At 59.6% G+C, this 13,824-nt stretch carries 11 protein-coding genes; 6 read left to right on the forward strand and 5 right to left on the reverse strand.

Features of this window, described 5'->3' with window-relative positions:
- Positions 1-40: 40 nt before the first annotated feature.
- Together FHP24_RS16255 and FHP24_RS16260 are read left to right on the forward strand one after the other, a co-directional pair.
- Positions 41-1,165, forward strand: coding sequence for a branched-chain amino acid ABC transporter substrate-binding protein (locus FHP24_RS16255; protein WP_139677268.1), 1,125 nt, complete (start codon positions 41-43; stop codon positions 1,163-1,165).
- Positions 1,166-1,357: 192 nt separating this feature from the next.
- Positions 1,358-1,858, forward strand: a complete 501-nt coding sequence (locus FHP24_RS16260; RefSeq protein ID WP_139677269.1) for a hypothetical protein — start codon at positions 1,358-1,360, stop codon at positions 1,856-1,858.
- Between the two features lie 390 nt (positions 1,859-2,248).
- Here FHP24_RS16260 and FHP24_RS16265 read toward each other — a convergent pair whose 3' ends face one another.
- The 5 genes from FHP24_RS16265 to FHP24_RS16285 form a co-directional block, all read right to left on the reverse strand.
- Positions 2,249-3,175, reverse strand: a complete 927-nt coding sequence (locus FHP24_RS16265; protein WP_139677270.1) for a response regulator transcription factor — start codon at positions 3,173-3,175, stop codon at positions 2,249-2,251.
- Positions 3,168-6,554 (reverse strand): hybrid sensor histidine kinase/response regulator, encoded by a 3,387-nt coding sequence (locus FHP24_RS16270; protein WP_139677271.1) that lies wholly within the window; start codon positions 6,552-6,554, stop codon positions 3,168-3,170. Before FHP24_RS16270 ends, FHP24_RS16265 begins: the two co-directional genes overlap by 8 nt.
- Before the next feature lie 86 nt (positions 6,555-6,640).
- A complete protein-coding gene (locus tag FHP24_RS16275; RefSeq protein WP_139677272.1) occupies positions 6,641-6,985 on the reverse strand; it encodes a DMT family transporter in 345 nt (114 codons plus the stop codon).
- Positions 6,982-7,548, reverse strand: a complete 567-nt coding sequence (locus tag FHP24_RS16280; RefSeq protein ID WP_139677273.1) for a TetR/AcrR family transcriptional regulator — start codon at positions 7,546-7,548, stop codon at positions 6,982-6,984. The genes FHP24_RS16275 and FHP24_RS16280 overlap by 4 nt, the downstream gene beginning before the upstream one ends.
- A 90-nt stretch (positions 7,549-7,638) precedes the next feature.
- Positions 7,639-8,370, reverse strand: a complete 732-nt coding sequence (locus FHP24_RS16285; protein WP_180356028.1) for a DUF1194 domain-containing protein — start codon at positions 8,368-8,370, stop codon at positions 7,639-7,641.
- A 279-nt stretch (positions 8,371-8,649) separates the two neighbouring features.
- On the opposite strand from FHP24_RS16285, the gene urtA reads away from it, so the two are divergent.
- The 4 genes from urtA to urtD all read left to right on the forward strand — a co-directional run bounded on the left by urtA (position 8,650) and on the right by urtD (position 13,693).
- Positions 8,650-9,939, forward strand: a complete 1,290-nt coding sequence (gene urtA, locus FHP24_RS16290; protein WP_139677275.1) for an urea ABC transporter substrate-binding protein — start codon at positions 8,650-8,652, stop codon at positions 9,937-9,939.
- A 208-nt stretch (positions 9,940-10,147) separates the two neighbouring features.
- Entirely contained in the window at positions 10,148-11,755 is a 1,608-nt protein-coding gene (urtB, locus tag FHP24_RS16295; protein ID WP_139677276.1) for an urea ABC transporter permease subunit UrtB, read from the forward strand.
- Positions 11,752-12,927, forward strand: a complete 1,176-nt coding sequence (urtC, locus tag FHP24_RS16300) for an urea ABC transporter permease subunit UrtC (protein ID WP_139677277.1) — start codon at positions 11,752-11,754, stop codon at positions 12,925-12,927. Before urtB ends, urtC begins: the two co-directional genes overlap by 4 nt.
- Before the next feature lie 4 nt (positions 12,928-12,931).
- Positions 12,932-13,693 carry an urea ABC transporter ATP-binding protein UrtD gene (gene urtD / locus FHP24_RS16305; RefSeq protein ID WP_139677597.1) on the forward strand — a complete coding sequence of 254 codons (762 nt, stop codon included), beginning with the start codon at positions 12,932-12,934 and terminating at the stop codon, positions 13,691-13,693.
- The last annotated feature ends 131 nt before the right edge of the window (positions 13,694-13,824 follow it).

A 13,824-nucleotide genomic window follows, 5' to 3' on the forward strand; every position in this document is an offset into this window, starting at 1 on the left:
CCCAAAAAACACTCACCTCATAATAACTGGGAGTTATTCTATGAAGAAGTCTCTTCTTTCCGCCGTCGCGCTGACGGCCATGGTTGCCTTTAGCGGCAACGCATGGGCTGACATCGTCATTGCCGTCGGTGGTCCTCTGACCGGCCCGAACGCCGCATTCGGTGCGCAGCTGCAGAAGGGTGCCGAGCAGGCGATTGCCGACATCAATGCCGCTGGTGGCATCAACGGCGAAAAGCTGACCATCGCGCTTGGCGACGACGTTTCCGACGCCAAGCAGGGCGTTTCGGTTGCCAACAAGTTCGTTGCTGACGGCGTCAAGTATGTGGTCGGTCACTTCAACTCCGGCGTCTCGATCCCGGCGTCTGAAGTTTATGCCGAAAACGGCATTCTCGAAATCACGCCTGCTGCGACCAACCCGGTCTTCACCGAGCGCGGCCTGTGGAATACGTTCCGTACCTGCGGTCGTGACGACCAGCAGGGTGGCGTTGCCGGCAAGTATCTTGCCGAAAAGTTCGCTGACGCGAAGATCGCCATCATCGATGACAAGACACCTTACGGCCAGGGCCTCGCTGAAGAGACCAAGAAGGCTTACAACGCGCTCGGCAAGAAGGAAGTCATCCGCGAAGGCGTAAACACCGGCGACAAGGACTTTTCCGCTCTCATCTCCAAGATGAAGGAAGCTGGCGTTTCGATCATCTACTGGGGCGGTCTCCACACCGAAGCCGGCCTGATCATCCGTCAGGCGAAGGACGCAGGCCTCAAGGCAACGCTCGTTTCGGGTGACGGTATCGTCTCCAACGAACTTGCCTCGATCGCAGGCGACGCAGTCGAAGGCACGCTCAACACTTTCGGTCCCGACCCGACGCTGATCCCGGAAAACAAGGCACTGGTCGAGAAGTTCAAGGCCGCCGGCTTCAACCCTGAAGCCTACACGCTTTACTCCTACGCGGCCGTCCAGGTCATTGCCGAAGGCATCAAGGCCGCCGGCAGCGCGGAAGATGCTGAGGCTGTTGCCAAGATCCTGCACGAAAAGGGTCCGTTCAAGACTGTTCTCGGCGACCTCGCATTCGACGCAAAGGGCGACCCGAAGCTTCCGGGCTACGTCATGTACGAATGGAAAAAGGGTCCGGACGGCAAGTACAGCTACTTCCAGCAGGGCAGCTAAGCTTTATTCGAGAACATAAAATCAATGGAAAAGCCCGGTGCAAGCCGGGCTTTTCTCGTTTTCGGGGCCTGTAAAGGCTTCGTTGGTCAAGCAAACCCGTAAAGCCAAATCTTTACGGGTCAGAAACTGTAATTTACGGATTTAGAATGTTCTAAAATAAGAGGGCTGAGAATATTTCAGAAAAGGATTCGCATGTTACCGCTGAATGCCGAACTCAATGCTGCATTACTGTCCTGCGGGATGGCCTTCTTCAGCTGGGAACTTGCTACCGACAAAGTGTATGGCGACGTTACACTTGCAGAGCTTTTCGATGTCGAGGCCGGCGCCATGGCTACCGGGGTGCCGATTCTTTCATTGGTCGAACGGATATCGATCAATGACCGGGCGCGGGTTGCGGCGTCCGTCCACAGAGCCATTACCGGCGGGCATCTTTATCAGGAGAGATATCATATCGATCACAGTCAACGCGGTGCTGTCGACGTTGTGGCGATCGGGCGCTGCCTCAAGGACGACACCGGGGTGCCGTTCATATACAACGGGGCTGTGATGGAGGTGTCGGGTGCCGCCACCGCGTCGATGGTCGATCCGCTTCCAGGCCACTGCCAGTCGGCTCTCGACCTTGCCCAGAAGCGCGGCAATGAGCTCGCGGCTCGCTATCTCTCTTCGGCTCTGAAAGTGATCGGCACCGGCTGAGCGGCAATCGGCAAAGGCTGGAAGCGGGATAATTTTTCGATGACGCCCGAAATTCTCGCTTCCTTCTCCGATGCGGACAGGCTCTGCCGATCGCTATCGCGCTTCAATGTCTTGACGAGGCTGAGTAGGGACGTGAGAGAGTCGTTTTTTGGGTCGGGGATCATCGATGCTGCCTTGTGGATCCGCGATCCTCTATCTGCTTCGTTGCAATGCAACAACGAATGCCTGATTGTAATAGCGATATGAGTATATTCTAATTGGCGAATGTAACTATTGCGCACATTTTTTCCGTGCTACCCGCCTTATTGCGTAACTCTTTGTGCGGGAAGCCTGTTTCCAGTTCTTATCGTCTGATGCAGATCTCGCCGGGCATCGCCTGTGCCTTGGTCGTCACGAGTCTTCATGCAGCACGCGCGCAGCCTTGACGGCTGCGGAGGCGCGATTCTCGACTCCAAGCTTGACGTAAATCTGCTCCAGATGTTTGTTGACCGTCCGGGCCGACAGGCCAAGAATTTCACCGATATCGCGGTTCGACTTGCCTTTGGCGATCCAGAGAAGAACTTCGGACTCCCTTGCAGTCAGCGGGAAACTCTGGCGCAGCGCTTCCGGGTCGGAGCGACGGCTGCTTGCCGTTAGACGGAAGAGAAACTCATCGGCACTCAGGCCGCCGAGATAGGAAAGCTGCAGGCCCTTTTCCTCTCCGGCGTCCAGAGAAAAAGCCGCATCGCGCGAGAAGCCGGGGCGGTCGCGTTCGACCATCCACGTTGCAATCCTTTGCGCCACCAGATCCAGGCCGTCGTCGCGATTGGTTGCCGCGTTGATCAGGCGGGTCGCCTGTGGCGTCGACCACTGGATGCTGCCGTCGGCTCTCACCGCAAGCAGATGGCGGCCTGCAGCGTCGAGTGCCACGCGGGCGCTTTGGGCCGACCGGGCATTGGTCAGGTGGACGCGGATACGGGCGCGCAATTCGTCGATATTGATCGGCTTCGTGAGGTAGTCGACGCCGCCGGACCCGAGCGCGTGGACGACATGTTCCGTTTCCGTCAGCCCGGTCATGAAGATCACCGGTACCTGGGAAATTCCGGCATTGGTCTTCAGTTTTCGGCAGGTCGCGAACCCGTCCATGCCGGGCATGACGGCATCGAGAAGAATGAGATCGGGCGTGATCTTGTCGACGATGTTGAGCGCCGACTGTCCCGATGTCGCGATGAGGACGGAGAAGCCTGACTGTTCCAGCGCCTCGGTCAGGAAACCCAGCGCTTCCGGGCTGTCATCGACCAGGAGAACGATGTCGCGGGGCGTTGCGGTGTCAGCCATCGCTCATCTCCTCCTTGTCCAGGCGCTCCAGGAATTTCATGTAGCCGGCCATGTCGAAGGCCTTCAGGTAAAGGCCAAGCTCGTCGGCGAAGGGGCGATGGGTCTCGTCAGCGGCAAGATCGGCAAGTTTGGCTTCTATCCCCCGCACGTAACCGATCTCTCCGAGACGCAGCAAGTCCTGAAGGTGGTTCGTCCCCGGACTTATGACGGGCTTTTGGGCCGCAGAGACAGGCGCTGGCGGCAGTTCGTCGTCATAGACCCAGGCAAGACCGAGATGGGAGGCGAGCTTGTCGGCCAGCCGGCGCAGGTTGACCGGCTTGGACAGTGTATCGTTATGGCCTTCACCTGCGGCATCAGCCGTGGTGCCGTCGCCGATATTGGCCGACAGCATAATGATCGGTGCCGCCTGTCCTAGGGCGCGCAGACGGGCGACGAGTTGCCAGCCGCTCATGCCGGGCATCGAAATGTCGATCAGGAAAATGTCCGGCTTCACACCCTCGATCAGTGTCAGGCATGCCGGGCCATCCGCTGCGGTCAATACGACGAAATCCATAGGTGCTAGCACTTCACGCATCAGGTCGCGGTGGTCCTGATTGTCGTCGACGACGACAATGGTGCGGCGCGGGCCGGTGTAGGAAACGATCTTGCGTTCGGCGGCCGGTGTCGTGTTCGGCCGCTCGACGGCGGACAGCATCAGTCGGACCCGGAAGGTCGATCCCTCGTCCTTGGCGCTCACCACCGAGATCTCGCCGCCCAGAGTGTTGGTGAGAAGCTGGGTGATGGTCAGCCCGAGGCCAAGCCCCGGCATTGGCCGCACGTTATCTGCCTCACCGCGCTGGAAGGGTTCGTAGATGCGGCCGAGATCCTTTTCGGCAATGCCGCGCCCGGTATCCGAAATGGTGAAGGTCGCGACCTGACTGCGATAGGCAATCTCGAAACGCACCTTGCCTGCATCGGTGAATTTGATGGCGTTGGACAGAAGGTTGACGAGGATCTGCCGCAGACGTTTCTCGTCGGTCCGGACATAATGCGGTAGCGACTGCGCGCGGATGTGCTCGAATTCCAGGCCCTTGGCTTGCGCCTGCAGCGAAAACATCTCGACGATCTGGTCGAGAAAATCCTGGATGTTGATCTCGTTGGAATAGACCTGCAGTCGCCCCGCCTCGATCTTGGAAATGTCGAGCAGGCCGTCGATCAGGCCCGAGAGGTGATCCGCCGAGCGCTTGATGACCTTGATCGCGGATTGGCGCGGGGCAGGGATCGTCTCGTCGCGCTCGAGGATCTGGGCATAACCGAGCACGGCGTTGAGCGGCGTGCGCAATTCGTGGGACAGGCCGACGACATACCGGCTCTTGGCGCGGTTGGCGGCCTCGGCCGTTTCCTTGGCGTCCTGAAGCGCTGCGTCGGTCTTCTTGTGGGCAGAAATTTCTTTCAGCAAAAGGGTGTTCTGCCGCGACGATTCCTCTTCCGCGACGACCCGGCTGTCGTGCGCCAGCACGTAGAACCACGAGAAAATCCCGGTGATGATGGCGAAGACAAAAAAGACGATCAGGATCGTGCCGTAGATCACCTCGGCATTGGCAGGGGCTGCTTCCCCCACCTGATAGGCGATCAGCGCCAGGATCGCAGCGATCGTCGAGATCGACAGGGTGGCGGTCATGGCATAACGGCCGAGCCGCGTGGTGAGGCGGGAGATGATGCTTTCGGAGAGGAAGGACCGTGCGACAGTGCCGATCTGCGTGTTCAAGCGTGCATGCGGTTTGCACATGTCGTGACAGCGGCTGTCGAGCGAACAGCAGAGCGAACAGATCGGCGCCGCATAGGCGGGGCACCAGGCCATGTCCTCGTGTTCGAAAGGATGCTCGCAGACGGAGCAGGTGATCGAGCCCAGCGTCTTCCAGCTCTGGCGCGGCTTGCGGGCAAGATAATATTTTCCACGCGTTGCAAAGGCGATGGCCGGAGAGAGCAGGAAAGCGGTCAGCGTGAGATAGGTGGCAAGCGAGGCCATCAGCGTGCCGAACAGGCCGAAATGCGCGGCCAGCGCAATCGTTGTCGCGCCCATCATGGCGCCAAGGCCCACGGGGTTGACGTCGTAAAGATGCGCGCGCTTGAACTCGATGCCGGGAGGCGACAGGCCGAGCGATTTGTTGATGAAAAGGTCGGCCGAAATCGTGCAGAGCCAGCTCATCGCCACGATCGAGAATATGCCGAGCGTCTCTTCCAGCAGCCGGTAGATACCGAGTTCCATCAGCAGAAGTGCGATCGCGACATTGAAGACGAGCCAGACGACACGTCCAGGATGGCTATGGGTCAGACGCGAGAAGAAGTTCGACCAGGCGAGCGACCCGGCATAGGCATTCATCACGTTGATCTTCAGCTGCGAAACGACAACGAAGGCGGCCATCAGCAGCAGCGCCGCCGTGTCGTTGGGGATCATGTAGCCGAAGGCTGCGAGATACATATGGGCCGGATCGGCCGCGTCGCTGACCGGGACTGCTGTCGACAGCGTCAGGACCGCCAGGAACGAGCCGGCCAGCAGTTTTGGTACGCCGACGACGACCCAGCCGGGTCCGGCCAGGAAGACGGCAAGCCTGTGGCGCCATTTCCTCAGGCCTTCCGGAGGAAGGAAGCGCAGGAAGTCGACCTGTTCGCCTATCTGCGGCATCAGCGCCAGAATGACGGCGGAGGCTGCTCCGAACTCGACGATATCGAAGGGTGCTGTGCCGCCAATCTCTCCATTGGAATGCCCGACACCGGCAAATGCCCGCCAGAGATCGAATTTCTCCCAATCGAGAAAGGCGATGAAAATGAACGGCAGGACGTTGAGGATGATCCAGAAAGGCTGTGTGAGAAGCTGAAAACGGGAGATCAGTTGCACGCCGTAGATAACGAGCGGGATCACCACGATGGCGCTGATGATGTAGCCGATCCACAGCGGAATGCCGAAGGCGAGCTGCAGCGCCCCGGTCATGATCGAGGCTTCGATGGCAAACAGCATGAAGGTGAAGCTTGCATAGATCAGCGAGGTGATCGTCGAGCCGATATAACCGAAGGATGCGCCGCGGGTGAGGAGGTCGATATCGACGCCATGGCGGATCGCGTAACGGCTGATCGGCAAGCCGACGACCAGCATCACAATTGCCGCCACGATGATCGCGAAAAAGGCGTTGGTCGTGCCATAGGACAGCGTTATCGCGCCGCCTATGGCCTCCAGTGCCAAAAAGGAGATCGCGCCGATTGCCGTTTGCGAGATGCGGCTGGACGAAAAGCGGCGCGCGCTCTTGGCGGTGAAGCGAAGGGCGTAGTCTTCCAGAGTCTGGTTGGCGACCCAGCGGTTATATTCCCGCCGGACCGGGATGATCCGCTGCCGCGCTGCCATGCCTTGTTTTTGATCCCTTGGGAGGAGTGATCGTCAAAAAGGCACTCTCGGTGCTGGCTTGAGCTTTTGCAACCGAATTGACGTGTTCAGTGTGCGACTGTCTTCGAAAACACGTTTACGATGATAACGCCGGCGATGATGAAGCCGAGGCCGATCATGGCCGCCATGTCGAGGCTCTGGCGAAAGACGATCAGGCCGACGACCGAAATCAGCACGATGCCGAGGCCGCTCCAGATAGCATAGGCGATGCCGACCGGCAGCACGCGGAGCGTGATCGACAGACGATAGAAAGCAGCGCCATAACAAAGCGCCATGCCAAGCGTCGGCAGGATGCGGGTAAATTGCTGGCTCTGCTGAAGGAGCGTGGTGCCGACGACTTCAAGTGCGATGGCGGAGAGCAGAGAGCCGTAGGTGATGAGGGCGGGATTCACGTCTGTTTCTTTCGTGTCAATGAGATCAGTTGTTCGATCAGGGCATCGTGGCCTGTCGCCTCGACGCCGGAATATTCCAGCAGCCCGGCAAGCCAGAGGCCGTCTGCGGCGTAACGGGCTATGCCGAGTTCAGGCCCGGCATCGCTTTCGGCGTGGCGCGCGAGGCGGGACGCGTACCATTCGGACCACATCGCCTTCATCTCAGGATCGGTGTGCGAGGAGAGGGGAAGGGCGTTCCAGTTGCACGCACCTTCGCTTTCGGCATTGGCGAATGCGCGGATATAGGCCCGCGTGAAGCGGCCGTAAGATTCCGGGTCGTCTTCGAGCAGAAGGTCGATCTGGGTGTCGAGTTGCTTGAGCAGGTCATGGAAAACGGCCTGAACAAGGGCCTGCTTGTTGGGAAAATGATGCAGCAGGCCGCCCTTCGTCACATGCGCAGCATCAGCCACCGCCTGCAGCGTGACTGCGGGCAGCCCCTGTTCCTGCGAAATCTGTGCGGCGCAATCCAGTAGTGCGCGCCGGACGATCTCGGGCTGTTTCTTGCGTTCGTGAGCTTCGGTCATGCCCTAAACATACCAGATGGTCGGTTTGTTTTGCAAGTGTCTTGCTGATCAGATGTTTTGGCTGCGGCGGTGAGCATTCACCGGGTTGATTCAGTAAGGAGTGGAGCGATGTTGCACGACGCTTGCAACAAATTGGGGCGACAGTTCGCGTTTTAGTTTTTGGCGGATCGCGAGCGCGTAGTCGGCCTGGCTTTTGACAGTCATGGTGAAGCCGCCGGTTCCATGCACCACCTGCTGCGCATAATAGGCAGCGAGGTCCTCATCCTCGTCGGCGATCGCCAGCGCGTTGATCGTCACCCCCATCTGAATGGTCCGCAGGCGGGCTTGATAGAGAGTGGCCCTGATGCGCTGTTTCGGCACCATGGTTTCCCTGCCGTCGCCGGACAGATTGATGACCAGGCGCCTGGCGCAGATGCCCGGCTCCGAGAGCTTGTCGAGGGCGGCCCAGAGACCACTGCCGATATTGGTATCGCCGTAGACGTGCCGTTCGTTGCGTTCGAGTGCCCGGGCGAAATCCTCTGCGCCCAGTCCGCCGTGGACGACGAACCAGTCGAGGCTTTCGGTCGGAAACTCGCCGTCTCCCCAAAATATCGCAGAAAGCATGACGGTGCCGGCATCCTTCATTGCCGAGATGATCGCATCATCCCTGAAGGCAGCGGCAATCGCCGATTTCTGAAACCGATATTCGCCGTCTGTGACGCTGCCCGATCCGTCGATCGCCAGAACAAGGGCCACATCGGCACAAAGCGGCGGTGCCGCTGCCGCGTTGCCACACGTAGACAGCAGCAGCGCCAAAGGCGCCGCTCTCCCCCATCGAGACATTATGTTGCCCTCCAGCCCCTCTCGATATTTGTGTTTTAGCATGTATTAAATTTCAGGCATATGATGAAATCCGCTCGCTGACGTCGCCTATTTCGAACAGGCCTATGCCGGAACTATCGCGGCGATGGGAACTTTGACATCTCGCCCCGTGGACACTTTCCCCCTCTCCATACGTCATTTTGCGTATGTGGTTTTGCGCCGCCGCACCCGATAGTCCCCTTAAGCAGTGGTTAAGTTTTGCCGCTGTGCAAACAAACCAAAAAGAGGGGGTTTGAGACCATGAATTTCCGGATGAAACTAGGCGGCGCACTGCTTGCAGCCGCACTTTCGACGACGGCCTTCCACGGCGCATTCGCGGCCGACGACACGATCAAGATCGGCGTGCTGCATTCGCTTTCCGGTACGATGGCGATTTCCGAGACGACGCTCAAGGACGCCATGCTGATGCTCATCGAAGAGCAGAACAAGAAGGGCGGCGTTCTCGGCAAGAAGCTCGAAGCCGTCGTTGTTGACCCGGCTTCCGACTGGCCGCTGTTTGCCGAAAAAGCCCGCCAGCTGATCTCCCAGGACAAGGTCGCCGCCGTTTTCGGTTGCTGGACCTCGTCCTCGCGCAAGTCCGTCCTACCGGTCTTCGAAGAGCTGAACTCGATCCTCTTCTACCCGGTCCAGTACGAGGGTGAAGAATCCTCGCGCAACATCTTCTATACGGGTGCCGCTCCGAACCAGCAGGCAATCCCAGCCGTCGATTATCTGGCTGCGACCGAAGGCGTCGAGCGCTGGGTTCTGGCCGGCACCGACTATGTCTATCCGCAGACGACCAACAAGATCCTGAAGGCCTATCTGATGTCGAAGGGCGTCAAGGAAGAGGACATCATGGTCAACTACACGCCGTTCGGTCATTCCGACTGGCAGACGATCGTCTCCGACATCAAGAAATTCGGCTCTGCCGGCAAGAAGACCGCCGTCGTTTCGACCATCAACGGTGACGCCAACGTGCCGTTCTACAAGGAACTCGGCAACCAGGGCATCAAGGCCGAAGACATCCCGGTCGTCGCCTTCTCCGTCGGTGAAGAAGAGCTTGCCGGTCTCGATACCAAGCCGCTTGTTGGCCACCTTGCCGCCTGGAACTATTTCCAGTCCGTCGATGCGCCGGTCAATGCCGAGTTCATCAAGACCTGGCACGCCTATACCAAGAACGACAAGCGCGTGACCAACGACCCGATGGAAGCCGCCTATATCGGCTTCAACGCATGGGTTAAGGCGGTCGAAGCGGCCGGCACGACCGATACGGATGCAGTTCTCGATAGCATCATCGGCGTCGCCGTACCGAACCTGTCAGGTGGCACCTCCACCGTCATGCCGAACCATCACATCACCAAGCCGGTTCTGATCGGTGAAATCCAGGCCGATGGCCAGTTCGACATCGTTCAGGAAACGCCTGCCGTCGTCGGCGACGAATGGTCGGATTACCTGCCGGACTCGAAGGACCTGATCTCCGATTGGCGCAAGCCGATGTCCTGCGGCAACTTCAACGTCGCCACCGGCAAATGCGGCGGCAAGGGTAGCTGATCAGGCAATCGCGTTGGTGGGGGAGGTTAGCCCCTCACCCTAACCCTCTCCCCGTAAACGGGGCGAGGGGACGTGCCCAGCTCGACGCTGGAGGGGGCGGCACGGTCGCGGCATATGTCCTTCTCTCCGTCTGTACGGGGAGAAGGTGCCGGCAGGCGGATGAGGGGCAGACGCATCCTCGACGTCAGGTCATCCGGGGGACGAAAGCATGCTCATCCGTCTATTCTCTATGATTTTTCTGTTCCTGTGTTTTGCCGCATCTTCCTTCGCGCAAGGGCCGGATCCAAAACCGCTGCTCAACCAGCTGGCAGATGCCAATTTCAGCCAGGCGGAAACTCTGGTGGGACAGATCGCCACCATCGGCGATCCACGCGTCGTTCCGGCGCTTGAAGCCTTCGCCGAAGGTGATCTCTATTTCCGCAAGTCCGACAAGGCGGTGTTCCTGGCCAAGGCTGCCGGTTCACAGCTCGAGCTGATCGATCCGGTGACGGGTGAAAGCGCAGGCCAGGTCGCCAAGGGCGCGGTGACGAAAATCCGCGTCAATAACAATCTGCGACGCGCCATCCGCGCGGCGCTCGGCGGCCTGACGCTGATGAGCCCGGATCGCGGTGTCCGCCTTTCCGCTGCCGATTCCATCCTCCGCTCCCCCAGTGCCGAAGCACTTGAATTGGTTGAGGCGGCGCTCGCCAAGGAAACCGATGCTGAAGTGAAGGCCCGGATGGAAGAGGCGCGCGCTGTGTCGCTGCTCTCCTCCGACCGTTCCGTCGACGAAAAACGCGCCGCCATCGAGACGATCTCCAGCCTCGGCGGCCGCGAGGCGATGCGCATTTTCTCGACCGTCTCGTCGTCGATCGACGAAAGCCTGAAACCCGAGGTCGACAAGGCCATCGCGAAGATCCAGGGGCAATTGCAGATCTGGGATCTGGCGCAGAACGTCTGGTACGGCATGTCGCTCGGCTCCGTCCTGCTTCTGGCGGCGATCGGACTGGCCATCACCTTCGGCGTGATGGGCATCATCAACATGGCGCATGGCGAAATGGTCATGCTCGGTGCCTATTCCACCTTCATGGTGCAGGACGTGATCCGCGATAATGCGCCTTATCTGTTCGACTGGTCGCTCGCCATCGCACTGCCGGTCGCCTTCCTGGTAACGGGTCTTGTCGGCTTCGTCATCGAGCGCGGCGTGATCCGCTTCCTCTATGGACGGCCGCTGGAAACGCTGCTTGCCACCTGGGGCGTATCGCTGATCCTGCAGCAGGCGATCCGCACGATCTTCGGCCCGACCAACCAGGAAGTCGGCAACCCGTCGTGGATGTCCGGTTCGTTCCCGCTCGGCGGCATGACGATCACCTATAACCGCATGTGGATCATCGTCTTTTCGCTGACGATCTTCTTTACGCTGCTGTTCGTGATGAAGAAGACGGCCTACGGCCTCAACATGCGCGCCGTCACCCAGAACCGCCGCATGGCGTCTTCGATGGGCATCCGCACTCCCTGGGTCGATGCGCTGACGTTTGCGCTCGGTTCGGGCATCGCCGGCATTGCCGGCGTGGCGCTCTCCCAGATCGACAACGTCTCGCCGAACCTCGGCCAGAGCTACATCATCGATAGTTTCATGGTCGTGGTCTTCGGCGGGGTGGGCAATCTGTGGGGCACGCTGGTCGGCGCTTTGTCGCTCGGCATCCTCAACAAGTTTCTCGAACCTTCGGTCGGTGCCGTGCTCGGTAAGATCCTTGTGCTCGTTCTCATCATCCTGTTCATCCAGAAACGTCCGCGCGGCCTGTTCGCGCTCAAGGGAAGGGCGGTGGAAGCATGATCTCCGGCTTCATTCTTCGCGCGCTCGAAGGCAAGATTGTTATCGCTGCAGGCATACTGCTTGCCGTCGCCATGCTCGTCCCGGCACTCAACCTGCTGACCCCGCCCGACAGTGCCTTCCATATTCCGACCTATGTCATGGCGCTGATGGGCAAATATCTTTGCTATGCGCTCTTGGCGCTGGCACTCGATCTGGTCTGGGGTTATTGCGGCATTCTCTCGCTCGGCCACGGCGCCTTTTTCGCGCTCGGCGGTTATGCGATGGGTATGTACCTGATGCGCCAGATCGGTTCTCGCGGCACCTATGGCAATCCGGACCTGCCGGATTTCATGGTCTTCCTCAACTGGAAGGAGTTGCCGTGGTTCTGGTACGGGTTCGACATGTTCCCCTTCGCCATGCTGATGGTGCTTGTCGTTCCAGGCCTGCTCGCCTTCTTCTTCGGCTGGTTTGCTTTTCGCTCAAGAGTCAACGGCGTCTATCTCTCGATCATCACCCAGGCGATGACCTATGCCCTCATGCTTGCCTTCTTCCGCAACGACATGGGGTTCGGCGGCAATAACGGCCTGACTGATTTCAAGGATATTCTGGGCTTTCAGGTGCAGGCCGGCGGCACGCGGGCGGTTCTGTTTGCCATGTCGGCGATCATGCTGGCGCTCTGCCTGATCGTTGCATCGGCCATCACAAGGTCGAAATTCGGCAAGGTTCTGGTCGGCGTTCGCGATGCGGAAAGCCGGGTGCGTTTCCTCGGCTTCAGGGTCGAGAACATCAAGCTCTTCACCTTCGTTGTGTCGGCCATGTTCGCCGGCATTGCAGGCGCGCTGTTCGTGCCACAGGTCGGCATTATCAATCCCGGCGAATTCGCCCCGGCCAACTCGATCGAAGTCGTCGTCTGGACCGCTGTTGGCGGACGCGGGACCCTGATCGGGCCGATCATCGGCGCGATCCTCGTCAACGCTGGCAAAAGCTACTTTACCGGCGCATTCCCCGAATTCTGGCTGTTTGCGCTCGGCGGCCTGTTCATTGCCGTCACGTTGTTCCTGCCGAAGGGCATTGTCGGAACGATCCAGCATGGCTGGAATGCCCGCAAGGCATTGAAGGCTGCGGCCGAGGCCGAAAAGGGCAGGGATGCCGGCACCCCGCCGGTCACGCAACAGGTTCAGGCAGCGGAGTGAGATGATGAACACGATTGCCGAAACCAGAACAAAAAGCCTGCTTTACCTCGAAGACGTCTCCGTCTCCTTCGACGGGTTCAAGGCGATCAATTCGCTGTCGCTGGTGATCGAACCCGGCGAACTGCGCGCCATTATCGGCCCGAACGGCGCCGGCAAGACGACGATGATGGACATTATCACCGGCAAGACGCGGCCCGACACCGGCAAGGTGATCTTCGAGGACGAGATCGACCTGACCAAAAAGGACGAGGCCGATATCGCCCAGCTCGGCATCGGCCGGAAATTCCAGAAGCCTACCGTGTTCGAAAGCCATACGGTCTGGGACAATCTGGAACTGGCGCTGAACCGTTCCCGCGGGGTCTTCGCGACGCTGTTCTATACGTTGAGCGCCGAGGACAAGTCGCGGATCGAGGAAATCCTTTCGACGATCCGCATGACCCACCGCGCCCATGAATATGCCGCCAATCTCTCCCACGGCCAGAAACAGTGGCTGGAGATCGGCATGCTTTTGGCGCAGGAACCGAAGCTGCTGCTGGTGGACGAGCCGGTGGCCGGCATGACCGATGCCGAGACGGCGGAAACGGCGATTCTGCTGCGCGAGATCGCCAAGACCCGCTCGGTGGTGGTGGTCGAACACGACATGGGCTTCATTCGCGATCTGGGTGTGAAGGTGACGTGCCTGGCGGAAGGCTCGGTGCTGGCTGAAGGATCGATCGACTTCGTCTCCAGCGATCCGAAGGTGATCGAGAATTATCTGGGGCGGTGATGGAGAGCGCAGTGGTCTTGATACCCCCCTCTGCCCTGCCGGGCATCTCCCCCACAAGGAGGGAGATCAGCTGGGCGCGCGCTTTTCGCCCCGAGCTGGCATCTTTGTCGGCTTCGATTTCCGCGCAGGAT

Origin of the sequence: Aliirhizobium smilacinae, from assembly GCF_006335145.1 — a bacterium.
GTDB lineage: Bacteria > Pseudomonadota > Alphaproteobacteria > Rhizobiales > Rhizobiaceae > Neorhizobium > Neorhizobium smilacinae.